The sequence below is a fragment of the Streptomyces sp. NPDC055254 genome (assembly GCF_053606025.1).
In genome coordinates, this window is sequence record NZ_JBSGQV010000019.1 from 101,001 (window position 1) to 127,163 (window position 26,163).

The window sequence follows — 26,163 nt, forward strand, 5'->3', positions numbered from 1 at the left end:
CCCGGGCGGCGGCCGGGCGGCCACCACCCCCCGGGCCCCACCGGGCCGGGCCCCCCCGCTTCTCTTCACTGTGGAGCTAAGGAGAATTGAACTCCTGACCTCCTGCATGCCATGCAGGCGCTCTACCAACTGAGCTATAGCCCCTTGTTCTGTTCGCCGCTTCGGTTTCCCTTGCCGGTTCCCCTCGGCGACGTCCCAAACATTACACGGTCATGGCCCCGGTCCAAAAATCGGTTTCCACCGACCAAGAGCCATGCCCGATTTGACCTACCTCGTCACGCCCGGGCGAACTGGTAGAACCGCTTCAACGTGCAGTGTTCATCGAGCAGGCGGCCGTAGATCGGCTCGCCCTCCAGCTCCCGGTACGTCTCGATCGGGTCGCCCTTTATGATCAGCGCCCGCGCGCATTCCTCGCACCAGTACTGGTAGTCGGGGTTGACCGGCTCCATGTCCCGCACGATGGGCGTGCCGTTGTTGCACCAGTCGCACCGCCGCCGGTGTGCACCCATCCGTCAGCGACTCCCTCCCGCGTCGGGCCGTCGTGTCCCCCTCCGGCCGTCCGATTCTGCCATGCCGGTGCGGGTCGGGTCAGCAAACGCAAGTGCGGACAAAAACAAGGATCCCGCCCCCTGTTGGGGACGGGATCCTGATTGTGGAGCTAAGGAGAATTGAACTCCTGACCTCCTGCATGCCATGCAGGCGCTCTACCAACTGAGCTATAGCCCCGCTCTCCGCCGCGCTCCCCCCGTCTCCGGTGTTCCGCGCTGCGAACAAGAAGAACTCTAGCCTGCGAGCAGCCGGAAAGTGAAATCCGGGCGGCGGCCCCGATGGGGAGCGGCGCGGAGCGGCTCAGTCGTCGTCGCCGAGCACCGGTTCCGGCAGCGTGCCGGCGTTGTGCTCCAGCAGGCGCCAGCCTCGCGCGCCCTCACCGAGGACGGACCAGCAGCAGTTGGAGAGCCCGCCCAGGCCCTCCCAGTGGTACGCCTCCAGGCCCAGCAGCCGGCCGATGGTCGTACGGATGGTGCCGCCGTGGCTGACCACGACGAGCGTGCCGCCCGGCTGGAGCCGGTCGGCGTGGCGCAGCACCACCGGCGCGGCGCGGTCGGCGACCTCGGTCTCCAGCTCACCGCCGCCGCGGCGGACCGCCTCGCCGCGCTTCCACGCCGCGTACTGCTCGCCGTACTTTTCGAGGATCTCGTCGTGCGTGAGGCCTTGCCACTCGCCGGCGTACGTCTCGCGCAGTGCCTCGTCGTGCTCCACGGACAGCCCCGTGACGGCGGCCAGCTCGGCGGCCGTGTGGGAGGCGCGCCGCAGGTCGGAGGCCACGATGGCGTCCGGGTTCAGCGAGGCGAGCAACCGTGCGGCGCGGCGCGCCTGCGCCACACCCGTCTCGGTCAGCTCGATGTCCGTCGAGCCCTGGAAGCGGCGTTCGAGGTTCCAGGAGGTCTGGCCGTGCCGCCAGAGGACGATCTTCCGGCCGGATACGTCCTTTGCCTTCGCGCTCAGAACAGATCACCGTCCAGCTCGTCGTCGCCCGCCGCCTCGCGCAGCTTGGCGTGCTCCTCGGCCTTGCCCTTGGTGAGCTTGGCGTCCGCGGGCAGCTCGATCTCGGGGCAGTCCTTCCACAGGCGCTCCAGCGCGTAGAAGACCCGCTCCTCGCTGTGCTGCACGTGGACGACGATGTCGATGTAGTCGAGCAGGATCCAGCGGGCGTCGCGGTCGCCCTCGCGGCGCACCGGCTTGGCGCCGAGTTCCTTGAGCAGGCGCTCCTCGATCTCGTCGACGATCGACTTGACCTGGCGGTCGTTGGGCGCCGAGGCGAGGAGGAAGGCGTCGGTGATCGACAGCACGTCGCTGACGTCGTACGCGATGATGTCGTGCGCGAGCCGGTCGGCCGCGGCCTGGGCGGCGGCGGTGATGAGCTCGATGGAGCGGTCCGTGGCGGTCACTGGCCATGCTTTCGGGTTGGCGGGCAGATCCTTACAAGGGTCTCATGTACCGCCGACACCGCCCGCGCGGAACGTCCCGCGCGGGCGAAGGCGCCCCTGGAAGCCGGTCGCGGCGGCCTCAGGACGGCTTGTAGTCCTTGCCCAGGACCACCACCACGTCCGCGTTGACGGCGTTCTCGGTCTTCTTCACGACCGTCTCGGGCAGCCCCAGCGTCTTGGCGACCTCGACCGCCTTGTCCCGCTGCGCGTCGTCCTGGTAGGTGATCTGCGTGGCCGCCGCGGTCTTGTCGGCCTTGCCGCCGTCCACGAAGGTGTAGCCGCCGTTGAGCAGCGCGGCCTTCGCGGCGACCTGCGTCTTCTCGTCCCCGGTGGCGTCCTTGAGGCCGACGCGCGGTGCGGCGCCGGGCTGCGCCGCCTCGGCGGAGCCGCCCAGGACCTCCTTGACCACGCTCTTGTTCGCCTCGTCGGTGAGGGTGCCGTCCGCCTTCACCGTCAGGACGTCGGTGCGGTAGGCGCCCGTCTTGGCGTGCTCGCCCAGCCTGGACAGCAGGGCGCCGAGCGTCTGCGCGTCGAGGGCCGGGTCGAGGATCTGGCCGATGCTCTCGACCGTCACGGCGGCGGCCTTCGGGTCGCCGGGCACCTTGCGCAGAACGGCGTGCAGCACCTTGCCGACGCGCTCCAACTGCTTGGCCTCCGGTTCCCCCTGGGCCCGGTAGGTGGCGTACGCGACGGCCATGGAGCCGCTCAGGCTCTGCTTCGGGCCCTGGGCCACGGCCGGGGTCTTGGCCGCTTCGTCGGCCGGGACCGCGACGTCGGTGTCGGTCTCGATGCCGCCGACGAGCTCGACGAGGTTCTCCAGGAACGGGGTGTCCAGGCGCCAGGTGCCGCCGATGCGGGTGCCGAGGACCGAGTCGAGGGACTCGCGGACGCCGAGGCCGCCCTCCTCGACCGCCTTGCCGAGCGCCGTGGCGGCGCCGTCCGGCTGCGGGACGCCCAAGGCGTTCGGCAGCAGCACGGTGGCGCCCTGCTTGGCGGTGACGTTGTCGACGAGCAGCGCCGAGGAGGTGCCGCCCTTCTTGGTGTTGTGCAGGTGGACGACGATCATGTCCCGCTTCTGCGCCGCGGGATCGGTGGTCGCGGCGGTCTTCCCCTGCCCGGGGCCGTCGATGAAGGGCAGCTTGCCCGCGTACCAGAGGTAGCCGAGGCCGCCCACGACGAACAGGGCGAGGACGACGATCAGCGCCACGACCCGGTTGCGGCCCCGGCGGCGGGCCTCCTCGCGGCGTTCGGTCCGGCTCTCGGTGAACGCGAGCCAGTCGATGACGTCCTCGGAGTCCTCGTCCGGCTGGTCGATGAAGGCGAACATCCCGGTGTGGTAGTCCCGGTCGTCCTGCGGCCCGCTGTCGGCCCGGCGCGGTTCGGGGACCTGCGGGGGCCGCTGCCGGGCGCCCGGATCGGCTCCGGGCTCGCGCACGGGTTCCGCCGCCGGCTCCTGGGCGGTCTGCTGCGGGATCCACTGCTGGGCCGGGCGCGGGTCGTACGCGTAGGAAGGGGCCGGGGCCGCGGATCGGGCCTGGGGGTACTCCTGCTGGCGCCCGTACTCCTGCTGCTGCCCGTACTCCTGCTGGGCGGGCTGCTGCGGCGCGTAGTACTGCTGCTGCGGCTGCTGCTGCTGCTGAGGGGACTGCTGCTGAGGGGGCTGCTGGCCGTAGCCCTGGTAGTCGTAGCCGTACGCCTGCTCGTACGACTGCTGCTCGTACTGCGGGGCGGGGGCCGGCGGCGCGGCCTGCGCGGGCACCTGGCCGTACACCGGCCGCCCGTACGCGTCGTAGCCGATGAGCTGCTGCTCCTGGCCGGCGTACGGGTCGTACGGATCCTGTCGGTCGTTCACCGCGGGGCCCCTCTCTCCGGTGGCTCAGGCGCCCCGGTACAGCTCACGCTTGTCGATGTAGCGCACCACGCCGTCCGGCACCAAGTACCAGACAGGATCCCCCTTGGCGACGCGCGCACGGCAGTCCGTGGACGAGATCGCCAGTGCGGGCACCTCGACCAGCGAGACCCCGCCCTCGGGGAGGCCGTCGTCGGTGAGCACGTGGCCGGGGCGGGTGACGCCGATGAAATGGGCGAGCGAGAAGAGCTCGTCGGCGTTTCGCCAGGTCAGGATCTGTGCGAGCGCGTCGGCACCGGTGATGAAGAACAGGTCGGCGTCGTCGTTGCGCGCCTTGAGGTCCCGCAGGGTGTCGATCGTGTAGGTGGGGCCGCCCCGGTCGATGTCGATGCGGCTCACCGAGAACTGGGGGTTCGAGGCCGTCGCGATGACCGTCATCAGGTAGCGGTCCTCGGCGGGCGACACGGCCCGCTGGGACTTCTGCCACGGTTCCCCGGTCGGCACGAACACCACCTCGTCGAGGTGGAACAGCGCGGCCACCTCGCTGGCGGCCACCAGGTGTCCGTGGTGGATCGGGTCGAACGTACCGCCCATCACGCCGAGCCGGCGCTTGACCGGGCCGGTAGGCATTTCCTGCTCTCCCATGAGCGCAGAGCCTACTGGCCCGGCGGGTCGGCCCGGACCCGCATTCGAGCGGACGGGCGGCCCGGGTACCGGCACGCGCGCGGTCTAGCGGTCGCGGTTCAGGCGGGTGGTCACCCAGAGCATGAGCATCAGGATGACGAAGGCGGCGCCACCGGTCAGGTACGGGTTCAGGCTGTCGTGGCTGCCGCCGTGTTCCCCGGCCCCCTCCGAGGCGAGGACGACCAGGTTGTGGGCGGTGGTGGAGAGGCTCATCAGGCAGGTACCTATCGAGTCGGGGAGCGGGCGGAGACTTCGCTCACATCGTATGCGGGGCCCCCGGGCACGCTCACGCCGACTCAGGCGTTGGAGAGGACAGACGGTGTGCCAGGCAGGCAGATCCAGGGGAGGGCGCTATGACGGAGACAGGTTTCGAGAAGGCACCGGCGCGGGACCGCAGGAGGTTCCCCGGTATTTCCTCACGGGCGTACGAGCATCCGGCGGACCGCTCGGCTCTGGTGGCGCTGCGCAGGCTGAGCGGCTTCGACACGGTGTTCAAGGCCCTGAGCGGGCTGCTGCCCGAGCGCAGTCTGCGGCTGCTGTTCCTGTCGGACTCGGTGCGGGTGGGCGAGACGCAGTTCCCGCACCTGTACGGAATGCTCCGTGACGCCTGCTACATCCTGGACCTGGAGAAGGTCCCGCAGATGTACGTGCAGCAGGACCCGAAGCCCAACGCCATGTGCATCGGGCTGGACGAGCCGATCATCGTGGTGACGACGGGCCTGGTCGAGCTGCTCGACGAGGAGGAGATGCGGGCGGTGGTGGGCCACGAAGTGGGCCACGCGCTGTCGGGCCACGCCGTGTACCGCACGATCCTGCTGTTCCTCACGAACCTCGCGCTCAAGGTGGCGTGGATCCCGCTGGGCAATGTGGCGATCATGGCGATCGTGACCGCGCTGCGGGAGTGGTTCCGCAAGTCGGAGCTCTCGGCGGACCGGGCGGGTCTGCTGGTGGGCCAGGACCTGCAGGCCTCGATGCGGGGGCTGATGAAGATCGCGGGCGGCAACCACCTGCACGAGATGAACGTGGACGCCTTCCTGGCGCAGGCCGCGGAGTACGAGGCCGGTGGCGACCTGCGCGACTCCGTGCTCAAGATCTTGAACATGCTGCCGCGCACGCATCCCTTCACGACGGTACGGGCCGCGGAGCTGAAGAAGTGGTCGGAGAACCGCGACTACCAGCGCATCATGGACGGCCACTACCCGCGGCGCGACGAGGACAAGGACACCTCGGTGACCGATTCCTTCCGGCAGTCCGCCGCGCATTACGCCGACTCGGTGCGCACCAGCAAGGATCCGCTGATGAAGCTGGTGGGCGACATCGCGGGCGGCGCGGGCGACCTGGGCGGCAAGCTCCGCGACAAGTTCACCGGCGCCGGTGCGAACGCGGGCCCCGGCCCGACGTCCGGCTCCTCCGGCGGAGCGGCCGGGGACCAGGCCTGAGGGGTCGGGAGGAATCGGGAGCCGGGAGACAGGTCCAGCGCTGTGACCGGCGAGGTTTCCCCGCACTAGGCAGCGGGGGTGACGGGGGCCGCCGACGGGGTCGCGGGCGGCGCCAGCACCCCGCACAGGCCGGCCGCACGGCGGGGTCCGCCGGCGGCGTACGGGTCGCTCGCGGCCGGGCCCACCGTGGTGGGGCCGGCCCCCGCCAGGAGCGGGCGAAAGCCCGCGGCCGGGTCGGCGGCGCAGTCCTGCGGCCCGGCCAGAACGTAGGCCGAGACCAGCTCCGCCCGCCGGGCGCCGAGGTCCTCGCGGTCGAAGCGCAGCCGCAGCTCGCGCCGGACGGTGAAGAGCGAGGCCCCGTCGGCGGCGGCCGGGACACCGGTGGCCGGGCGCACGGCGTACACGAAGGTGTGGTCGGTGGTCACTTCCAGTACGTCGGGGGCGACCTCCTCGAAGGCGAGGGTGCCGCTGACCCGCACCCGGGGGTCGGCCAGGACGGCGGTCTCCGGCTGGAAGCGCACCAGCCAGCCGGTGGCCGCGTGCCTGCCGTCGCCGGAGGGCGAGGCCGTACTGCGGTCGAACTGCGCGAGCTGGTCGGGGTCGAGCAGGACCCGTACGGGCCGTGAGGCGGCCCCGGCGAGCACGTCGGGGTCGAGCGAGGACTGCACCAGGTAGTCCTTGGCGATGGACAGGGCGGTGACCACCTGTCCGTCGCTGAAGTGGTGCGTGCGGCGCACGGCCGGCAGGGTGATGCCGGCCGCCCCGATGCGGTATTCGGCGGCCGGGCTCGCGGCGTAGAGGTCGGCGGGCCGGCCGCCGGGCACGGCCGCGACGGGGGCGAGCGGGACGACGGTGCTGCTGAGCGGGTCGGGCCGACCGCCGGTCGGCGGGACGTAGGGGTTGCGCAGCCCCATGTACACGGCGGCCGCGAAGGCGGTGGCGATCAGCAGGACGAGCAGCATGCCCTGCCGGGCGCCCCGGCCGGGGACGCTGTTCCGGGGCCCGGAGGCGCCGCTCGACCAGATGGACCGGCTGCGGACGGCCCGGGCGTGCTCGCCCATGCGTTCCTGCGCGGAGTACTCCTGGAGGCGGGCAGCCCGCACGAAGTCCTCGTCGAACACGACCGCCCGGTAGTCGTCCGACCGGAACTCGTCGTCGCCCCCGCCGATGCCCTCGGGGGTGCCGTCGGGTGGATCTCCTGGAACGGCCATCGCTTCTCCCCGCTGTCCCCGCCTCAGAGAAGCCCCCGGCTCCGGTCCGTGCGAGCGGGGTCGTACTTTCAGGGTTGGCGGTCGGAGGGGTAGGTAAACGCGCCGACGCCGGTCACTTCCCGCAAGGGCGTACTGGCGGGCGCGGGAGCGGGGTCGGACCCGCCGGAGGCGCTGCGGTACACGGCGCTGAAAGCGAGCGCGACCATGCCGAGGCCCATCACGAACGCGAGGACCCAGGCGACGGGACGCAGCCAGGGAGACCGGCCGCGGTAGGGCCGCAGACTGCCGCCGTAGGCCCCGTACGGGCCGTCGGCGTATGCGTGCCGGTCCCGGTCCCAGCCGTCGCCCTCGTACGCGTCGGGCCGGCCGTACCCGTAGCCGTCGTACTCCTCGTCGGAGGTCCAGCCGCCCGCCATGGCGGCCCGGGCGGCCTCGGCCTCCACGCGCGCCCGGTCTGCGGCCCGCTGGCGCTCGACGGCGCTCGGTTCATGGATCTCGGCGTTCCGGACGAAGGCCTCGTCGAACACCACGGAGGCGAAGTCGTGATCCGCGCCTCCGCGGTCGTCGTCGGGCTCCCCGTCGTCCGGGAACGGCTTGCCCCCCACGTCGTCCGGCACAGAACCAGCGTAGACCGGGGGGACCACTTTGGGCAGGGTGTGAGTCCGATTCCGGCCACACCGTGTCCCGTCGCCGGCTACCGGACGTGACCGTCGCCGGTGACGATGTACTTGGTGGAGGTGAGCTCGGGAAGGCCCATCGGGCCCCGGGCGTGCAGCTTCTGCGTGGAGATGCCGATCTCGGCGCCGAAGCCGAACTGACCACCGTCCGTGAACCGGGTGGAGGCGTTCACGGCGACCGTGGTCGAGTCGACCAGCTGGGTGAAGCGGCGCGCGGCGGCCTGCGAAGTGGTGACGATCGCTTCGGTGTGGCCCGAGGTCCAGCGGCGGATGTGGGTGACGGCGTCGTCGAGCGAGTCGACGACGCCGGCCGCGATGTCGTAGGAGAGGTACTCGGCGGCCCAGTCCTCGTCGGTCGCGGGGAGGGCGGTGACCTTGGTGCCCTCGGCGGCGGCCAGGACGCGGGCGTCGCCGTGCACGGTCACGCCGGCGTCGGCGAGGGCGTCGAGGGCCCGCGGCAGGAAGGCGTCGGCGATGTCGCGGTGGACCAGGAGGGTCTCGGCGGAGTTGCAGACGGAGGGGCGCTGGGCCTTGGAGTTGACGAGGATGTCCACGGCCATGTCGAGGTCGGCCAGGGCGTCGACGTAGACGTGGCAGTTGCCGGTACCGGTCTCGATGACCGGGACGGTGGACTCCTCGACGACGGTCTTGATGAGGGAGGCCCCGCCGCGCGGAATGAGCACGTCGACGAGGCCCCGGGCGCGCATCAGCTCGCGGACGGACTCGCGGGACTCTCCGGGGACGAGCTGGACGGCGTCGGCGGGCAGGCCGGCGCTTTCCACCGCGTCGCGGAGGATGCCGACGAGCGCGGTGTTGGACGCGTACGCGGACGAGCTGCCGCGCAGCAGGACCGCGTTGCCGGACTTGAGGCAGAGGGCGGCGGCGTCGACGGTGACGTTGGGGCGGGCCTCGTAGATGATGCCGACGACGCCGAGGGGGACGCGGATCTGCCGGAGGTCGATGCCGTTGGGCAGGGTCGAGCCGCGGACGACCTCGCCGACGGGGTCGGGCAGGGCGGCGACGTCACGGACGTCCGAAGCGATGGCCGCGACCCGCTCGGGGGTGAGGGTGAGGCGGTCGATGACGGTCTCGCTGGTCCCGGCGGCGCGGGCCCTGCCGGTGTCGACGGCATTGGCCGCGATGATCTCGGCCGTACGGGCCTCCAGCGCGTCCGCGATCGCCAGCAGGGCCGTGTCCTTGGCGGACCGCGGCAGTGGGGCGATGGCGGCGGCGGCCGTACGGGACCGCCGCGCGGTGGCGAGGACGGGCGAGGCGGCGGTGGCGGTGGCGTCGTCGAGCGAGGTCATGCGGCCCAGGGTAGTCGCCGGGCGGGCCGTGCCCGTGGGGGTTCCACCCCGCGAGACGCCTCGCGGCGGGCTCGGGGGGGTGCGCCGCTGCTTGCGGGGCCGGGCCGGGCCGGCGGCGGTGGGAGCGCCCCTGCAGGGCGGGGCTCCGCCCCGGACCCGCGCCTCGCACGCCGGCGGGGCTGACCATGCTCCCGCTGTCGGATACCCGCCTCGCACGCCGCCGGGACCGGACGGGCCCCCGCTACGGGGTGCGCACCGCGAACGAGGGCGGGGCTGGACGTGCCGGCGGGGCTGGACGTGCCGGCGCGGCTGGTTCGCGCCGCCCGGGTCCTCCGTCTCAGTACGGGTGTACGCCCACCGGGTGGGCCGGGGGTGGGCCGTAGCCCTCCGCCAGGCGGAGGTGGTAGGTGGCGCGGTCGATGACCTCCAGGCCGACGATCTCCCAGGGCGGGAGCTGCGCCGAGGAGCGGTGCTCGCCCCAGAGCCGCAGGGCGACGGCCGCCGCGTCGTGGAGGTCGCGGGCCTCCTCCCAGTACCGGATCTCCGCGTGGTCCCCGGCGTACCGGCTGGTCAGCAGGAACGGGTGGTCGTGGGCCAGCTGCTCCAGTCCGCGCCGGACCTCCGACAGCGGCGCCGGCTTGCCGGAGACGCTCAGGGTCACGTGCCAGAGGCGGGAGGCATCCCGTTCGTCCCCGTTCCCGTGCCCGTGGCCCTCTCCGCCGTCGCCGCCCTCCCCCGTACCGACGCTGGTCAGCGCTCGTCTCACCAGCCGCCTCCTGTCTCCGCCGCGCGTGTCGCCCGCCCTTCACAGTTGACCAGTCCCCGGCCCACCGCGCGGCGGTTTTACCGAACCTCAGCCCTGCAGCAGGACCAGATCGTCCCGGTGGACGACCTCCCGCTCGTACGCGGGTCCGAGTTCCCGTGCGAGCTCTCGGGTGGAGCGGCCGAGGAGCTGCGGGAGCTCCTTGGCGTCGAAGTTGACCAGGCCCCGTGCGACGGCCCGGCCGGAGGTGTCGCGCAGTTCCACCGGGTCGCCCGCGGTGAAGTCGCCCTCGACGGCGGCGATGCCGGCGGGGAGCAGCGAGCTGCCGCGTTCGGTGACCGCGCGGACGGCGCCCTCGTCGAGGACCAGGTGCCCCTGGGGGGTGGAGGCGTGCTGGAGCCAGAGCAGCCGGTCCGCGGAGCGGCGGCCGGTGGCGTGGAAGTGGGTGCCGGTGACGCGGCCGGCGAGCGCGTCCGCGGCTTGGCTGGCGGAGGTCAGCACCACCGGGATCCCCGCGGCGGCCGCGATCCGGGCCGCCTCGACCTTGGTGACCATGCCGCCGGTGCCCACGCCCGCCTTGCCCGCGCTGCCGATGGAGACGTGCGCGATGTCCTCGGCGCCGCGCACCTCGCCGATGCGGCTGGTGCCGGGGAGGGAGGGGTCGCCGTCGTAGAGCCCGTCCACGTCGGACAGCAGGACCAGCAGGTCGGCCCGGACGAGGTGGGCGACGAGGGCGGCCAGGCGGTCGTTGTCGCCGAACCGGATCTCGTCGGTGGCGACGGTGTCGTTCTCGTTGACGACCGGGAGGGCGCCCATGGCCAGCAGCTGGTCCAGGGTGCGGTAGGCGTTGCGGTAGTGCGCGCGCCGACTGGTGTCGTCGGTGGTGAGCAGGACCTGGCCGACGCGGACGCCGTAGCGGGCGAAGGATGCGGTGTAGCGGGCGACGAGCAGTCCCTGCCCGACGCTGGCGGCGGCCTGCTGGCGGGCCAAGTCCTTGGGGCGGCGGCGCAGGCCGAGGGGGGAGAGTCCGGCGGCGATGGCGCCGCTGGAGACGAGGACGATCTCCTTCTCGCCGCCGCTGCGGGCCTTGGCGAGGACGTCGACGAGGGCGTCCACCCGGTCGGCGTCGAGTCCGCCCGCCGCGGTGGTCAAGGAGGAGGAGCCGACCTTGACCACGATCCTGCGGGCGTCCACGACACCTTGCCTAGCCGCTGACACGTCTGTCCCCTTGCCCCTTGCCGGAATCCCTGCCACCTCAATCTACGGGGTGCTCCCGAGGGGCCGCTCGGGGGTTTCGAGGCGTGGGACCCGTGCGGATGCGCCGGTCGGTCAGGCGGCGGAGGTGGACTGCCGGGGCTCCGGCTCCGCGGCCTGCGCGGCGCCCGGTACGAGGATCTTGCGGGAGAGCAGGAAGGTGAACGGGATGGCGACGACCGCCGCGACCAGCGGGGCGATCCGGGTGTCCATGCCGACCCAGGCCACCAGGGCGTACAGGCCGGCCGACTGGATGACGAAGTTGGTGACGTTCGTCAGCGGGAAGAGGAAGAACTTCTTCCAGGTCGGCCGGGTCCGGTAGGTGAAGTAGGTGTTCATGAAGAACGACCCGACCATCGCCAGGACGAAGGCGAGGGAGTAGGCGGCGAAGTACGGCATCCACGGGTGCAGCAGCAGGTAGATGACGTAGAAGGTGCCGGTGTTGACCCCTCCTACGAGGGCGAACCGGAAGATCTGGCCGAGCTGGTCCCTGCGGCTCATCGCGCGCTGCGCTCCGAGCTGCGATCCGCGCTGCGCTCCACGATCGTCGCCTCCGTCGCCTCGGTCGCGTCCGCCGGCCTCGCGGCCCGCGCCGTCCGCGTGTCCCGCACCTCTCGCCCGCCGGGCGGGAGGTGGTCGGCGCCGTGGGCCTCCTTCACCAGGAAGTGCGGTCGGCGCTTGGTCTCATAGTAGATGCGGCCGATGTACTCGCCGATGAGACCCAGCATGATCATCTGGACGCCGCCCAGGCCCACGATGATCGCCACGAGGGTGACGTATCCCGGCGACTCGACGCCGTTGGTCATCGCCGCGATCGTGATCCACAGGGCGTACAGACCGGTCAGGGCGACGAGTGACACCCCGAGCCAGATCCCGATGCGCAGGGGCCGGTTGTTGAAGGAGATCAGGCCGTCCATGCCGTAGTTCAGCAGGGATCCGAACTTCCACTTCGTCTCGCCCGCCTCGCGCTGCGCGTTGCGGTAGTCGAAGTGGACCGTGTCGAAGCCGATCCAGGAGAAGAGCCCCTTGGAGAAACGGTTGTACTCCGGCAGCGAGAGCAGGGCGTCCACGGCCGGGCGGGAGAGCATCCGGAAGTCTCCGACGCCGTCGGTGAGCTCCACGTCGACCCAGCGGTTGACGCCCCGGTAGTAGAGGCGGCTGAGCGCGGAGCGGACCTTCTTGTCCCCCTCGCGCGTGCGGCGGGCGATGATCTGGTCGTGACCCTGCCGGTAGTAGTCGAGCATCGTCGCGATGAGCTCCGGCGGGTGCTGGAGGTCCGCGTCCATGATCACGACGGCGTCGCCGGTGGCCTCGCGCAGGCCCGCGAGCATGCCGGCCTCCTTGCCGAAGTTGCGGCTGAACGAGACGTACCGGGTCTGCTCGCCGTGTTCGGCCGCGATCTTCCGGAGCTTGCCGAGCGTGCCGTCGCGGCTGCCGTCGTCGACGTAGCAGACCTCGTACTCGACGGGGAGGTCATCCAAGACCTTGCGGATCTCCACGTCGAAGCTGTCGATGACGGCCTCTTCGTTGTAGCAAGGGACAACTACGGACAGCTTCGTCATGAACACTTCCTGCTGGGTCCGAACGGGTGATTGTCGGCGACCGGACCCGCCCTTCACCTCTTCCTCAGAAGTATGCACGGCGGGAGTCGGTCTGCCCGGAGCGACCGTTGCACACGGTAGCTTTGACGGGATAAGCGCAATGAGCGGAACGAAACGAAGGGATCGAGGTGCACGTGCCCGACGTCTCCGTGGTCGTCATCGTCTACAACGACGCAGAGCGTCTGCCGACAGCAGTCCGGTCGGTTTTGGACCAGACCCTGCACGGGGTCGAAGTCGTGATCGTCGACGACTGCAGCAAGGACCGCTCCTACGCGGTCGCCCAGGAGCTGGAGGCCGCGCATCCCGGAAGAGTGCGCGCGTTCCGCCTCCCGGAGAACAGCGGCGGCTGCGGCGCGCCCCGCAACCACGGCATCCAGCAGGCCACCGGCACCTACGTCATGTTCCTGGACAGCGACGACGTGCTGGAGCGCAACGCCTGCCGGAACATGCTCGCCGCCGCCGAGCGCACCGGCTCCGACCTGGTCTCCGGCATGTGCGTGCGCGTGCACCTCGACAACCGGTGGGGCAAGACCACCGAGTGGTACCCCTGGATCTACTCCCGCACCCGCACGCTGGAGTCGATCACCGAATTCCCCGACCTGCTGGTCTACGACACCCTCTCCACGAACAAGTGCTACCGGCGCGCGTTCCTGCTGGAGCAGGGGCTGGAGTTCCCGGTCGGCATCCACTACGAGGACCTGCTGTTCTCCGCCCAGGCGTACGTGGCCGCCCGCCGCATCACCCTGATCCCGAACCACGTCTACTACTGGAACGTGCTGGAGACGGCGGCGGCCAAGTCGATCAGCAACCGGCGCCACGAGATCGCGAACTTCGTGCACCGGATGGAGATCCACCGCCGCGTCGACCAGCTGCTGGCCGCCGAGGGGCACACGGACATCAAGTCCGCGAAGGACGCCAAGTTCCTCAAGCACGACCTGGTCCTGCACCTGCGCGACCTGCCCCTGCTGAGCGACGCGTACCGGCAGGAGTTCGCCCGCCTCGCCAACGGCTACCTCGCGGGGATCGACCCGGCCGCGTACGAGAACGTCACCTACCTCCAGGCCATCTGCGCCTACCTGCTGGGCAAGGAGGACTGGGACAACCTGCTCCCGGCCGCCGACGCGATGACCAACAAGGGCCGGCTCTCCTCGCCCCTCGCCGAGCGCGACGGCCGCGTGTACTGGTGCGGCCGGCACATCGACGGTCCCGACGCCGCCGACGCGGCCGAGGCCCGCCGGATACTGGACGTCACCGCGCAGGGGTTCCACACCACCCCGCTCAGCGCCCTCCAGCTCGGCAACCGCCTCACGTCCTACGAGGACGACGGGCGCGGCACCGTCACGCTGTCCGGAGCCGTCGTGAACCCGCTCGGCCGGATCGGCGCCGACGCGGAGCTGAAAGCCACGCTCGAAATTCGGGCCCGCCGTCAGATCGGGGTGCGGTCCTTCAGCTTCCCGATGGCAACCGTGCGACACGCCGGTGACACGATCGAGTGGAGCGGCTCCGCCGACATCGGCAGCACCGTCCGCCCCCTCGGCATCATCGACGCCGTCTGGGACGTCCGGCTGAAGCTCACCGCCGGTGGCCAGCGCATCACCACCCGCGTCTCGGTCGGCGGGGTCGACCTGGAGTCGGCGGCCCGCCTGCGGGTGCGCCCGCGGCTGACCCGGCTGGTCTCCGACCGCTTCGAGCCGGAGATGACCAAGAAGGGCAACCTCTCCTACGTCCTGACTGCGCACGGCGCAGCCTCCGTCCGCACCCGGACCCTGATCGAGAGCGCCATACACGGCAAGGCCGCCGGCGTGGTCAAGCGGGGCCTGCGCAAGGCCCTGCGCGCCCGCCGGAACATGGGCTCGGGCGAGCAGAAGGTGAAGGTCTACCACGAGGTCTTCTCGAAGCTGCCGGTCAAGAAGGGCACGGTCGTCTTCGAGAGCCACCTGGGCAAGCAGTACAGCGACAGCCCCAAGGCCATCTACGAGGAGATGGTGCGCCAGGGCGTGCCGTTCGAGGCGATCTGGTCGTACGCGGGCGCCAAGCCCACCGGCTTCCCCAAGGAGGCCACCCTGGTGCGGCGCTGGAGCTGGCCGTACCTGCGGGCCCTGGCACAGGCCGAGTTCTGGGTCGACAACCAGGGCTTCCCGCTGGCCCTCGCCAAGCGCCCGGGGACGACGTACATCCAGACCTGGCACGGTTCGGCGCTCAAGCGGATGGGCTTCCACGAGCCCCGCACCAAGGCTCAGGGCCGCGCGGGCCAGGCCCGCTTCCAGGCTGCCGTCGACCGCTTCGACCACTTCCTGATCCGTTCCGAGCACGACGCCCGCACCCTCGCCAAGGGCTTCCGGCTGCGCGACGAGGTACTGCTGCGCACCGGCTACCCGCGCAACGACGCCCTCGTCGAGGTGCACCGCGTCGAGGCGGACAGCGGCGAGCGGGTGCGCGGGCCCCTCTCGGCCGAGCTGGGCATCGACCCGGACAAGAAGGTGCTGCTCTACGCGCCGACCTTCCGGGCCGGGGCGGACGGCGCCGTCGAGGGCTTCGAGTTCCCCTTCGACGTCGAGGAGTTCGCGGAGCGGCTCGGTGACCGGTTCACCCTGCTGGTGCGGACCCACTACCTCAACAGCGTGTCCCTGCCGCCGTCGGTCGCGGGCCGGGTCCTCGACGTGTCCCGGCACCACGACATCACCCCGCTGCTGGCCCTCGCCGACGGTCTGATCACCGACTACTCGTCCGTGATGTTCGACTACGCGGTCCTGGACCGGCCGATGCTGTTCTTCGCGTACGACTACGACAAGTACGCGAACGACATCCGCGGCACGTACTTCGACCTGTTGGACAAGGCGCCGGGGCCGGTGGTGGCCACGGCGGACGAACTCCTGCAGGCCATCGGCGCCTTCGACGAGGCGGACGCCAAGTACGCGGAGGCGCGCCGGCGCTTCCTCACCGAGTTCGGCGAGTACGACCGGGGGGACGCCGCCCGCCGGATCGTCGAGAAGTTCTTCACCAGGAGCGGCAAGTGAGCCAGCAGACCGCCGCCCCCGGCGGCCGGGACATCTTCCTCGTCGGCAACAGCGTGGACGAGCTGGGCGGCGTGACGACCTGGTCGCACCAGATGGCCCGGCTGTTCACCGACCGCGGGCACCGGGTGCACGTCGTCGGAATCGCCCCCGTCGCCGAGGAGATCCGGCAGAAGCTGCCGCAGGACCTGCCCTACGGCACGACCACGCTCTACGACGCCCACCCGCCCGGCGCGCGTCGGCTGCACGGGATCAAGGGCCGCCTGAACGCGCCCGAGCGGCGCCGCCAGGCGGCCCGGCGGGCGAAGATGCGGGCCAAGGCGGAGAGGCTGAGCGACCTGTTCCGCGCGGCCCGCCCGGGCGGCGTGGTCATCGTCACGCAGGTGTGGGCGATGGAGTGGGTCTCCCTCGCGGACACCAAGGGGCTCACCGTCATCGGCATGAGCCACGAGTCGTTCGAGGCGAGCCAGAAGTCCACCCGGGGCGAGCGGGTCCGCCGCTACTACCCCGAGGTCGACCGCCTGCTGGTGCTGACGGCCGAGGACGCGGACCTGTGGATCAGGGCGGGCATGGAGAACGTGGGGAGCATGCCGAACCCGCTGCCCTTCATGCCGGAGCAGCCCGCTCCGCGCACGGAGAAGGTCGTGGCGAGTGTCGGCCGCCTCGCCTTCGAGAAGGGCGTCGACCTGCTGCTCGACGCCTGGGCGGACGCCGCCCCGCACCACCCCGAGTGGGTCCTGCGCATCTACGGTGCGGGCGTGGAGGAGCCGACGCTGCGGGCGCACTGCACCTCGCTGGGGCTCGACGACTCGGTGGAGTGGATGGGCAGCACCGACGACGTGCTCGGCGCGCTGCGCGGGGCCTCCGTCTTCGCGCAGGCCTCGCGCGCCGAGGGGTTCCCGATCACCTTGCTGGAGGCGATGGCGGCGGGCGTGCCCGTGGCCGCCTTCGACTGCGCGCCCGGCGTGCGGGAGATCGTCGACCACGGCGAGGACGGGCTGCTGGCCCGGCTGGGCAACACCATGGAGCTGGCCGGGCACCTGACGGCGCTGATGGCCGACCGCGAGCTGCGCGACCGGCTCGGGGAGGCCGCCTTCCGCTCGGTGCAGCGGTACTCCAGCGCGGAGATCACCGACCGCTGGGAAGGGCTGTTCTCCTTCCTGGAGCGCTGAGCGCCGGCGCCGGCCTCCCGGTCGACCGCGTACGTACGAAGCCGCCCGCCCCGGATCGGTCCGGGGCGGGCGGCTTCCTGCGTACGGGGCCGGCCGGCCGCTCGCGCGGCGCACGGTCGGGGGCGGGGGTCAGGCCGTGTGCACGTCCTTGGAGCGGTCCGCGCGGGCGGCCTTGTTGGCCTCCCAGCCCGCCCAGGCGGACGTGACCATCTCACGGACGTCGTGCCGGGCCTTCCAGCCCAGTTCGCCGGTGATCTTGTCCGCCGAGGCCACCACCTTCGCCGGGTCACCGGGGCGGCGCGGGCTGATCACGGGGGCGTGGGTGTGGCCGGTGCCCTGGTTCAGCAGCTCGACCATCTCGGCGACCGACACGCCCTCGCCGCGCCCGATGTTGACGGTGAGGTCCTTGTAGTCCCCGGTCGAGGCCCACTCGGCGAGCTTGCGGGCCGCCGCCACGTGGGCCTCCGCGAGGTCCTCGACGTGGATGTAGTCGCGGATGCAGGTGCCGTCCGGCGTCGGGTAGTCGTCACCGAAGATCTTGGCTCCCTGGCCGGCGTCGTAGCGCTCGAAGACCATCGGGACCAGGTTGAAGACGCCGGTGTCGGCGAGCTCGGGGGTCGCGGCGCCCGCCACGTTGAAGTAGCGCAGGCAGGCCGTGGAGATGCCGTGCGCCTTGCCGGCGGCGCGCACCAGCCACTCGCCGGCCAGCTTGGTCTCGCCGTACGGGCTCAGCGGCGCGCAGGGGGTCTCCTCGGTGACCAGGTCGACGTCGGGCATGCCGTAGACGGAGGCGGAGGAGGAGAAGAGGAAGTTGCGGACGCCTGCGGCGGCCACGGCCTGCAGCAGGACCGTGAGGCCCTGCACGTTCTCGTGGTAGTAGTACAGCGGCTTCTCGACGGACTCGCCGACCTGCTTCTTGCCCGCCAGGTGCACCACGCCGGTGATCTTGTGCTCGGCGATGGTCTTGTCCAGGACCAGCCGGTCCAGCACCGAGCCGACCACCAGCGGTACGCCCTCCGGAACGCGGTCCTCGTTGCCCGTGGACAGGTCGTCGAGGACGACGACCTTCTCCCCCGCGAGCAGCATCGCGCGGACGACGTGCGCGCCGATGTATCCGGCGCCCCCGGTGATCAGAAACGTCATGTGTATCTCCTGGTCCTGTCCTTGTTCTGGCTACAGCGGTCCCGCCCGGGCGTTCGCCGCCGGATGTTCTCCGCTGGTGGTTCAGCCCGTCCCGCGGCCCGACCGGGCCCGGTGCAGGCGGTTGCGCACGAGGTAGAGCGCGCCCTCGACGCCCGGTGCGAGGCGCAGGGCCAGCGCGCCGGAGCCGGTGCGGTACGGCTGCGCCAGCAGCACACCGTACCGGCTGCTCGGCAGGGCGCGTCGGTGGAGCAGTCCGCCCGCGGGGCGCAGGGAGGTGAGCAGGGAGCTCCCGTCGGCGAACCGTACGCCCACCTTGACCGTCCAGCGCTGCATCCTGCGCAACCCCTGCCGGCGGCCGGTGTCGGCCAGGTCGCGGAGCCGGAAGGGCAGCACCGCGCTCCAACCGCCGTCCGCGTCGGGGGCGAGGTCGACCGGCCGGGCGAGCACCGGTTCGCCGCCCGAGCGGGGCAGGAAGTGCAGCTGCGCGGCCTGTGGACCGGCCTCGGCGAGGCGCCCGTACAGGTCGTGCAGGCGGATCCGCACGGCCGCGCGGCCGTGCGCTTCGGCGTCCACGGAGACGGGCAGCTCCGCCACCGGCAGCGCGGCCAGGCCGTCCAGCTCGACCGGCAGTTCCGCGCTCCACACGGGCACCCCCGCCGCGTCGGCGGCGTAGGGGGGCGGCAGCAGCGGAGGTTCGGCGGCGAGGCGGGTCAGGCGCACGACGTCGGCGGGCGGGGTCGCGGTGGCGCGCAGCACCCGCACGATCCAGCGGGTGGGGGCGGTCGCGGCATCGATGTCGACGGCGGCGAAGGTGTCGAGGTACTCGCGGGTCAGGGTCCACCAGGCGGCCTGGTAGCCGGGGTCCTTGCCGACCTCGCGCAGGTACATGCGCAGGTCGTACTCCAGGAACTTCACCTGGCAGGCGCGACCCAACTCCGGGGAGGCGGCGGCGAGGACGCGGGAGGCCGCGCGGTGGGCCTCGATGCGCGAGCGCCAGTTCCCGACGTCCTCGCGGTCGAGGGAGATCGACACCTCGGCGGCGTCCCGGCGCACGTGCCAGACGTAGACGAGGTCGCCGATGACGGCGATGCGGGGGGCCGCGGCCAGGACGCGGGCGGTGAAGACGAAGTCCTCGTAGACGAAGCGGCCGTCGGGGAAGCGCAGGTCGTGCTTCCGCAGGAAGGACCGCTCGTACAGCTTGTTGACGCAGAGGGTGTCCCGGACCAGTTCGGGCCGGTCCGCGGGCCGCTCGATCACGTCGCCCGGGGTGTAGAGCCCCGGCATCCACGGCACGTCGTGGTGCAGGGGCAGCTCCCGCCGTACGGCCGCGCCGACGGTGACCGGTGCGCCGTGCTCGACGGCGGCGCGCACCAGGGCCTCGGCCGCCCCGGGCGGCAGCACGTCGTCGCTGTCGAGGAAGAGGACGTACGGGGCGGTGGCGGCGGCGATCCCGTCGTTGCGCGGAGTCCCGCAGCCGCCGCTGTTCTCCTCGCGGTGAATGACCTTGAGGCGGGGGTGGACGTCGGCCAGCTCGTCCAGCACCTTCGCCGTGCCGTCGGACGAGGCGTCGTTCACGGCGATGACCTCGGCGACCACCGGGCCCTGGGCGAGAGCCGAGGAGACGGCCTCGCCCACGAGCCCGGCGTCGTTGTACGCGATCACCACAACGGCAACGGTGGGGGGTTTGTTGTCGTTCACCCGGTGGATCCTAGGCGACCGAGGTAAACACACCCTCAAACCCGGCCGGGTGAACGCGCCGAAAATCCGATTAGAAGGGCCGGAACTCGTCGTACTCCTTCTGGGCGTCGTCGCCGCGCGTGGCGTCCTTCTCCTTGCGGCGCTGCGTCGCCGGACGCGGAGCCTCCAGGCGGTGGTCCTCGCCGCGGCGGCCCAGCATCTCGGCGCCGGCCATCATGGTCGGCTCCCAGTCGAAGACGACCGCGTTCTCGTCGGAACCGATGGCGACGCCGTCACCGGCGCGGGCGCCGGCCTTGCGCAGCGCGTCCTCGACACCGAGGCGGTTGAGGCGGTCCGCCAGGTAGCCGACGGCCTCGTCGTTGTTGAAGTCGGTCTGGCGCACCCAGCGCTCGGGCTTCTCGCCGCGCACGTTGTAGACGTCCTCGACCTCGTCGTAGGTGACGGTGAAGCCGGCGTCGTCCACGGCCTTCGGACGGATGACGATGCGGGTCGCCTCCTCCTTCGGCTTGCGGGCACGGGCCTTGGCGATGACCTCGGCGAGGAAGTACGAGAGCTCCTTGAGGCCCGTGCGGGCGACCGCGGAGACCTCGAAGACCTTGTAGCCGCGGGCCTCCAGGTCCGGGCGGACCATGTCGGCGAGCTCCTGGCCGTCCGGGATGTCGACCTTGTTGAGGACGACGAGGCGGGGCCGCTTCTCCAGGCCGCCGCCGTAGAGCCGCAGCTCCTCCTCGATGACGTCCAGGTCCGCGATCGGGTCGCGGTCGGACTCCAGGGTGGCGGTGTCCAGGACGTGCACGAGCACCGAGCAGCGCTCGACGTGGCGCAGGAACTCCAGTCCCAGACCGCGGCCCTGGCTGGCGCCGGGGATCAGGCCCGGAACGTCGGCGATGGTGTAGACGGTCGAGCCGGCCGTGACGACGCCCAGGTTCGGGACCAGGGTGGTGAAGGGGTAGTCCGCGATCTTCGGCTTGGCCGAGGAGAGCACCGAGATCAGCGAGGACTTGCCGGCGCTCGGGAAACCGACCAGCGCCACGTCGGCGACGGTCTTGAGCTCCAGGACGACGTCACCGCTGGTGCCGGGGACGCCGAGGAGCGCGAAGCCGGGGGCCTTGCGGCGGGCGGAGGAGAGCGCGGCGTTGCCGAGACCGCCGCGGCCGCCCTCGGCGGCGACGTAGGTGGTGCCCTGGCCGACGAGGTCGGCGAGGACGTTGCCCTCCTTGTCGAGGACGACGGTGCCGTCCGGCACGGGCAGGACCAGGTCCTGGCCGTCCTTGCCGGAGCGGTTGCCGCCCTCGCCGGGCTTGCCGTTGGTGGCCTTGCGGTGGGGGCTGTGGTGATAGTCCAGCAGGGTGGTGACGGCCTGCTCGACGACCAGGATCACATCGCCGCCACGGCCGCCGTTGCCGCCGTCGGGGCCGCCGAGCGGCTTGAACTTCTCCCGGTGAACGGAGGCGCAGCCGTGGCCCCCGTTACCCGCGGCGACGTGCAGCTCGACGCGGTCCACGAAGGTGGTCATGGGTGTTCCTCCAGATACATACGGGAATGTCCCGGGCAGGCCTTGCCGCCCATTAAACGTGTCTATGTGACAACGCGCCGAGGGCGGACCCCTCTTCCCGGCTCGCGCCGGGAAGAGGTGAGATCCGCCCTCGGGAAGTTACGAACGCTTGATCAGCAGGAGCTGGATCAGGCGGCCGGAACGATGTTGACGACCTTGCGGCCACGGTGCGTGCCGAACTCCACGGCACCGGCCTGCAGCGCGAACAGCGTGTCGTCGCCACCACGACCGACACCCGAACCGGGGTGGAAGTGGGTGCCACGCTGGCGGACGAGGATCTCGCCGGCGGAGACGACCTGACCGCCGAAGCGCTTCACGCCGAGCCGCTGGGCATTGGAGTCGCGCCCGTTCCGAGTGGACGATGCGCCCTTCTTGTGTGCCATGTCTCAGTCCCTCTTACTTCGCAGCCGCGGGGATACCGGTGACCTTGATCGCCGTGTACTGCTGGCGGTGACCCTGGCGACGGCGGTAGCCGGTCTTGTTCTTGTAGCGCAGGATGTCGATCTTGGCGCCCTTGTGGTGGTCCACGATCTCGGCCTGGACCTTGATCCCGGCCAGCACCCACGGGTCGCTGGTCACGGCGTCGCCGTCGACAACGAGCAGGGTCGAGAGCTCGACCGTGTCGCCAACCTTGGCAGTGGAAATCTTGTCAACCTCAACGATGTCACCAACAGCAACCTTGTGCTGGCGACCACCGCTGCGCACGATGGCGTACACGCGGATCTCTCTCTCACTCGGGACGGATGCTCCTGAAGCCAGCCGCTCAGTCGGGACCCCGTCTCGCGACAGGACCGCACTGATCCGGATTGGACGAGCGGCCTCTCCCGTACGGCGCTTGCGCGCACGACGCGGAAGGAAGGTGCTCAGGAGCGCGGCGCGCGCTAAACATATTTGCCTAGGCATGCCGACGGTCTAGGTTACGGTCCCGGTTCCAGGGGGTCAAACCGGGTCCTGAACGGCCGTGGGCCCCACCTCTCGGCGGGGCCCACTGCGTCACGCGGATCAGGCTTCGGCGGGCGCCGAGACCGAGGGCGGGGTCTGCTGCTCCGCCGCCGCGGTCTTCTTCGTCGTCCGCTTCGCCGCGGTCTTCTTCGTCGTGGCCGCCTTCTTGGCGACCGTCTTCTTGGCCGCCGTCGCCTTCTTGGCGGTGGTGGCCTTCTTCGCCGTGGTCGCCTTCTTGGCCGGAGCCTTCCTGGCGGCCTTCTTGGCCGGGGCGGCCTCCTCGGCGGGGGCCTCCGCCAGGGGAGCCTCCTCCGCGGGAGCCACCTCGGCGACCGGCTCGGCGACCGGGGTCTCGACGACCACCACCGCGGCCTCTGCCGCGCCTGCCGGGGACCCGGCGGGTGCGGTGGCCTTGCGGGTGGCACGGCGACGCGTACGGGCCGGGGCGGCCGAGGCCGGCTCGGGCACCTCGGCGGCGGCCCGGGCGGGCTCGGGCACGACGACCGGCTCGGGCTCGGCCACGGCGACGGGCTCGGCCACGGCGACCGGCTCCGGGGCCACCTCGGCCGCGGTGGCCGGGGCGCCCGCCGGGGCGGTCGCCTTGCGGGTCGCCCGGCGACGGGTACGGCCCTTGGGCGCGGCGTCCTCGACCGGAGCGGCCTCGACCGTCTCCGCCGGCTCGACGACCTCGGCGACCGGCTCGGTCACGACCTCGGCGACCGGCTCCAGCACCGTGTCCGCGGGCTCGACCACCGGTTCGGCCTCGGCCGCGGGGGCCGGGGTCCGCAGCGGGGCGGCCTCGCCGCGCGGGGCGCCCGCCGGGGCGGTCGCCTTGCGGGTGGCGCGGCGGCGGTTGCGGCGGCCGCTCAGACCCGAGGCGGCGGCCTCCGCCTCGGCCGGGCTGCTGTAGAGCTCCTCGTCCGGGACGAACTCGGGCTCGGGCAGGGCGCGCGGCGCGGCGGCCTCGGCGGCCACCTCGGCCTCCGACTCGAACTCCACGTCGGCCGTCTCGATGTCGTGGTCGTGCTGGTCGAACTCCGACTTGCCGCCACGGCGCTTGGAGCGCTTGCCGTTGCCGCCGCCACCGACGACGGTCGGCGTCTCCATGTGCACGATGACGCCGCGGCCGTTGCAGTGGACGCAGGTCTCCGAGAAGGACTCCAGCAGACCCTGGCCCACCCGCTTGCGGGTCATCTGGACCAGGCCCAGCGAGGTGACCTCGGCCACCTGGTGCTTCGTACGGTCGCGGCCCAGGCACTCCAGCATGCGCCGCAGGACCAGGTCGCGGTTGGACTCCAGGACCATGTCGATGAAGTCGATGACGACGATGCCACCGAGGTCGCGCAGCCGCAGCTGGCGCACGATCTCCTCGGCCGCCTCCAGGTTGTTCCTGGTGACGGTCTCTTCGAGGTTGCCGCCCTGACCGGTGAACTTCCCGGTGTTGACGTCGATGACGATCATCGCTTCGGTCTTGTCGATCACGAGGGAGCCGCCGGAGGGCAGCCACACCTTGCGGTCGAGCGCCTTGGCGAGCTGCTCGTCGATGCGGTACGTCGCGAAGACGTCGACCTCGGAGGTCCAGCGGGACAGCCGGTCCGCGAGGTCCGGGGCCACGTGCGAGACGTAGCCGTGGATGGTCTCCCAGGCCTGGTCACCGCTGACGATGACCTTGGAGAAGTCCTCGTTGAAGATGTCGCGCACGACGCGGACGGTCATGTCCGGCTCGCCGTACAGAAGGCTCGGCGAAGACGTCGAGATCTGCTTCGACTTCTTCTGGATGTCCTCCCACTGGCCCTGCAGACGCTCGACGTCGCGGCGCAGCTCGTCCTCGCTCGCGCCTTCGGCGGCGGTGCGCACGATGACGCCCGCGTCCTCGGGGACGATCTTCTTGAGGATGGTCTTCAGGCGCGCGCGCTCGGTGTCGGGCAGCTTGCGGCTGATACCGGTCATCGAGCCCTCGGGCACGTACACCAGGTAGCGGCCGGGCAGCGAGACCTGGCTGGTCAGGCGTGCGCCCTTGTGGCCGATCGGGTCCTTGGTGACCTGGACGAGGACGGACTGGCCGGACTTCAGGGCGGACTCGATGCGGCGCGGCCCGTTGGCCATGCCGAGCGCCTCGAAGTTGACCTCGCCGGCGTACAGGACGGCGTTGCGGCCCTTGCCGATGTCGATGAACGCGGCCTCCATGGACGGCAGCACGTTCTGGACCTTGCCCAGGTAGACGTTGCCGACGTAGGAGGTGGCTTCCTCCTTGTTGACGTAGTGCTCGACGAGCACGTTGTCCTCAAGGACGCCGATCTGGGTGCGCTCACCGCTCTGGCGGACGACCATGACGCGCTCGACGGCCTCGCGGCGGGCCAGGAACTCGGCCTCCGTGATGATCGGCACACGGCGTCGGCCCTGCTCGCGACCCTCGCGGCGGCGCTGCTTCTTCGCCTCCAGGCGCGTCGAACCCTTGATGGACTGGACCTCGTCGGAGGAACTGGACGCGGACTCCACGCGCTCGCGCGCCGGGCGCGGCTCGCGGACCTTGACGACGGTGCGTACGCCGTCCTCGTCGCCCGCCTCGGCCTCCGCCGCGGAGTCACCGCTGCGGCGGCGACGGCGACGGCGGCGACGGCTGGAGCTGGAACCGAGGGCGCCGTTGTCGTCGGCCTCCTCGTCCTCGTCCTCCTCGGCCTCCTGCTCGGCGGACGCCTCGGTGTCCTCCTCGGCGGACTCGTCGAGGTCGGCGCTCTCACCGCGACGGCGCCGGCGGCCACCGCGACGGCGGCGGCGGGACGGGCGCTCGCCCGACTCGTCGCCCTCGTCGTACTCGGCGGACTCCTCTTCGAGCTCGGCGGCCTCGGCCTCCGGCTCCTCCTCGGCGAGCACCTGGGGCAGGGAGACCGGACCGGCGGACTCGGCGACCGGAGCCTCGGCGACCGGAGCCTCGGCGGCGCCGCCGCGGCCGCGGCGACGGCGACGGCCGGCCGGCTGCGCGGGCTGGGCCTGGACGGTCTCGACGGCCTCGACCTCGGCGGTGAGCTCGTCGTCCTCCTCCTCGACCTCTTCGCTACGGACCGAAGCGGCAGCGGCGGCGGCCATGGCGGCCGTCTCGGGGGTCTGGAACATCGGCTCGGCGAAGACCGGGGCCTGGAACACGGCGACGGCGGGACGCGCGGCGCGGCGGGCGCGGCCCGGGGCGGCGGGCGCCTCGGTCTCGGCGGCGGGCTGCGGTGCGGCGACCGGTGCGGCCGGGGCGGCGGAGCGGGTGGCGCGGCGGCGGCCGCCGCGCTTCGGGGAGTCCACGGCGTCGGCGACGGTGACGGCGCGGGCCGGGGCGGGGGCCTGGGGGGCCTCCTCCACGACGGCGGGGGTCTCCGCGACAGGGGCTTCGGCGGCCGGAGCGGTGACGGCGCGGGTGGCACGGCGACGGGTCCGCGGCGCGGGAGCGGCCGCAGGCTCCTCCTCGACCACAGGGGCGGCCTCGACGACGGGAGCCTCGGCGGCGGCCGGTGCGACCGCGGCCGGGGCGGCGGCGGGGGCCTCGGCGACCGGGGACTCGGGGGCGGTGACGGCGCGGGTGGCACGGCGACGGGTCCGCGGGGCGGGAGCGGCCGCAGGCTCCTCCTCGACCACGGGGGCGGCCTCGACGACCGGGGCCTCGGCCACGGCGGCCTCGGCGGCCGGAGCGGCGACGGCGCGGGTGGCACGGCGACGGGTCCGCGGGGCGGGAGCGGCCGCAGGCTCCTCCTCGACCACAAGGGCGGCCTCGACGGCCGGAGCCTCGGCGACGGCGGCCTCGGCGGCGGGGGCCTCCGGGGCGGCCACGGCGCGAGTGGCACGGCGACGGGCCCGGGGGGCCGCAGCGGCCGGCGCCTCGT

At 72.1% G+C, this 26,163-nt stretch carries 22 protein-coding genes and 2 tRNA genes; 3 read left to right on the forward strand and 21 right to left on the reverse strand.

Annotated elements, in window-relative coordinates; translation table 11 throughout:
* Positions 1-71: 71 nt before the first annotated feature.
* The 8 genes from ACWFQ8_RS19780 to ACWFQ8_RS19815 all read right to left on the reverse strand — a co-directional run bounded on the left by ACWFQ8_RS19780 (position 72) and on the right by ACWFQ8_RS19815 (position 4,734).
* A tRNA-Ala gene (locus tag ACWFQ8_RS19780) sits at positions 72-144 on the reverse strand.
* Positions 145-275: 131 nt separating this feature from the next.
* The gene (locus ACWFQ8_RS19785) at positions 276-509 is read right to left on the reverse strand and encodes a hypothetical protein (RefSeq protein ID WP_007264019.1); all 234 of its coding nucleotides are present in this window, start codon (positions 507-509) and stop codon (positions 276-278) included.
* Positions 510-653: 144 nt separating this feature from the next.
* Positions 654-726, reverse strand: a tRNA-Ala gene (locus ACWFQ8_RS19790).
* A 123-nt stretch (positions 727-849) separates the two neighbouring features.
* A complete protein-coding gene (locus ACWFQ8_RS19795) occupies positions 850-1,506 on the reverse strand; it encodes a histidine phosphatase family protein (protein ID WP_453787559.1) in 657 nt (218 codons plus the stop codon).
* On the reverse strand, positions 1,503-1,949 hold the full coding sequence (gene rsfS, locus ACWFQ8_RS19800; protein ID WP_453787539.1) for a ribosome silencing factor: 447 nt from the start codon (positions 1,947-1,949) through the stop codon (positions 1,503-1,505). The genes ACWFQ8_RS19795 and rsfS overlap by 4 nt, the downstream gene beginning before the upstream one ends.
* Before the next feature lie 118 nt (positions 1,950-2,067).
* On the reverse strand, positions 2,068-3,840 hold the full coding sequence (locus ACWFQ8_RS19805; RefSeq protein WP_453787540.1) for a LytR C-terminal domain-containing protein: 1,773 nt from the start codon (positions 3,838-3,840) through the stop codon (positions 2,068-2,070).
* A gap of 24 nt (positions 3,841-3,864) precedes the next feature.
* Positions 3,865-4,482 carry a nicotinate-nucleotide adenylyltransferase gene (gene nadD / locus ACWFQ8_RS19810; RefSeq protein ID WP_384538166.1) on the reverse strand — a complete coding sequence of 206 codons (618 nt, stop codon included), beginning with the start codon at positions 4,480-4,482 and terminating at the stop codon, positions 3,865-3,867.
* An 84-nt stretch (positions 4,483-4,566) separates the two neighbouring features.
* Positions 4,567-4,734, reverse strand: a complete 168-nt coding sequence (locus ACWFQ8_RS19815) for a hypothetical protein (protein WP_453787541.1) — start codon at positions 4,732-4,734, stop codon at positions 4,567-4,569.
* A gap of 140 nt (positions 4,735-4,874) precedes the next feature.
* Here ACWFQ8_RS19815 and ACWFQ8_RS19820 point away from each other — a divergent pair, with 140 nt between their 5' ends.
* Positions 4,875-5,960, forward strand: coding sequence for a M48 family metallopeptidase (locus ACWFQ8_RS19820; RefSeq protein ID WP_453787542.1), 1,086 nt, complete (start codon positions 4,875-4,877; stop codon positions 5,958-5,960).
* Between the two features lie 65 nt (positions 5,961-6,025).
* Here ACWFQ8_RS19820 and ACWFQ8_RS19825 read toward each other — a convergent pair whose 3' ends face one another.
* The 7 genes from ACWFQ8_RS19825 to ACWFQ8_RS19855 form a co-directional block, all read right to left on the reverse strand.
* The gene (locus ACWFQ8_RS19825) at positions 6,026-7,171 is read right to left on the reverse strand and encodes an SCO2583 family membrane protein (RefSeq protein ID WP_453787543.1); all 1,146 of its coding nucleotides are present in this window, start codon (positions 7,169-7,171) and stop codon (positions 6,026-6,028) included.
* A gap of 68 nt (positions 7,172-7,239) precedes the next feature.
* Positions 7,240-7,788, reverse strand: a complete 549-nt coding sequence (locus ACWFQ8_RS19830) for an SCO2584 family spore wall biosynthesis protein (protein ID WP_453787544.1) — start codon at positions 7,786-7,788, stop codon at positions 7,240-7,242.
* A 77-nt stretch (positions 7,789-7,865) separates the two neighbouring features.
* Positions 7,866-9,155: a glutamate-5-semialdehyde dehydrogenase gene (locus tag ACWFQ8_RS19835; RefSeq protein WP_453787545.1), complete on the reverse strand. Its 1,290-nt coding sequence runs from the start codon at positions 9,153-9,155 to the stop codon at positions 7,866-7,868.
* Positions 9,156-9,492: 337 nt separating this feature from the next.
* The gene (locus tag ACWFQ8_RS19840) at positions 9,493-9,921 is read right to left on the reverse strand and encodes a hypothetical protein (protein ID WP_453787546.1); all 429 of its coding nucleotides are present in this window, start codon (positions 9,919-9,921) and stop codon (positions 9,493-9,495) included.
* Positions 9,922-10,008: 87 nt separating this feature from the next.
* A complete protein-coding gene (gene proB / locus ACWFQ8_RS19845; protein WP_453787547.1) occupies positions 10,009-11,136 on the reverse strand; it encodes a glutamate 5-kinase in 1,128 nt (375 codons plus the stop codon).
* Between the two features lie 111 nt (positions 11,137-11,247).
* On the reverse strand, positions 11,248-11,673 hold the full coding sequence (locus ACWFQ8_RS19850) for a GtrA family protein (protein ID WP_453787548.1): 426 nt from the start codon (positions 11,671-11,673) through the stop codon (positions 11,248-11,250).
* Positions 11,670-12,734: a glycosyltransferase family 2 protein gene (locus ACWFQ8_RS19855; RefSeq protein WP_453787549.1), complete on the reverse strand. Its 1,065-nt coding sequence runs from the start codon at positions 12,732-12,734 to the stop codon at positions 11,670-11,672. Before ACWFQ8_RS19855 ends, ACWFQ8_RS19850 begins: the two co-directional genes overlap by 4 nt.
* Positions 12,735-12,901: 167 nt before the next feature.
* On the opposite strand from ACWFQ8_RS19855, the gene ACWFQ8_RS19860 reads away from it, so the two are divergent.
* Both ACWFQ8_RS19860 and ACWFQ8_RS19865 read left to right on the forward strand, forming a co-directional pair.
* Complete coding sequence (locus ACWFQ8_RS19860; RefSeq protein ID WP_453787550.1) at positions 12,902-15,790, forward strand: bifunctional glycosyltransferase/CDP-glycerol:glycerophosphate glycerophosphotransferase; 2,889 nt, start codon at positions 12,902-12,904, stop codon at positions 15,788-15,790.
* Positions 15,787-16,959, forward strand: coding sequence for a glycosyltransferase (locus ACWFQ8_RS19865; protein ID WP_453787551.1), 1,173 nt, complete (start codon positions 15,787-15,789; stop codon positions 16,957-16,959). Before ACWFQ8_RS19860 ends, ACWFQ8_RS19865 begins: the two co-directional genes overlap by 4 nt.
* Before the next feature lie 129 nt (positions 16,960-17,088).
* Here ACWFQ8_RS19865 and galE read toward each other — a convergent pair whose 3' ends face one another.
* From galE to ACWFQ8_RS19895, 6 genes are all read right to left on the reverse strand, one after another.
* Positions 17,089-18,102, reverse strand: coding sequence for a UDP-glucose 4-epimerase GalE (gene galE / locus ACWFQ8_RS19870; protein WP_453787552.1), 1,014 nt, complete (start codon positions 18,100-18,102; stop codon positions 17,089-17,091).
* An 81-nt stretch (positions 18,103-18,183) separates the two neighbouring features.
* Entirely contained in the window at positions 18,184-19,800 is a 1,617-nt protein-coding gene (locus ACWFQ8_RS19875; protein WP_453787553.1) for a glycosyltransferase family 2 protein, read from the reverse strand.
* Between the two features lie 70 nt (positions 19,801-19,870).
* Positions 19,871-21,316 (reverse strand): GTPase ObgE, encoded by a 1,446-nt coding sequence (gene obgE, locus ACWFQ8_RS19880; protein WP_453787554.1) that lies wholly within the window; start codon positions 21,314-21,316, stop codon positions 19,871-19,873.
* 167 nt (positions 21,317-21,483) lie between these two features.
* Positions 21,484-21,738, reverse strand: coding sequence for a 50S ribosomal protein L27 (rpmA, locus tag ACWFQ8_RS19885; protein ID WP_048480572.1), 255 nt, complete (start codon positions 21,736-21,738; stop codon positions 21,484-21,486).
* A gap of 13 nt (positions 21,739-21,751) precedes the next feature.
* A complete protein-coding gene (rplU, locus tag ACWFQ8_RS19890; RefSeq protein ID WP_008738952.1) occupies positions 21,752-22,072 on the reverse strand; it encodes a 50S ribosomal protein L21 in 321 nt (106 codons plus the stop codon).
* Positions 22,073-22,357: 285 nt separating this feature from the next.
* Positions 22,358-26,163 (reverse strand): Rne/Rng family ribonuclease (locus ACWFQ8_RS19895; RefSeq protein ID WP_453787555.1); only part of this gene is annotated, 3,806 nt, incomplete at its 5' end.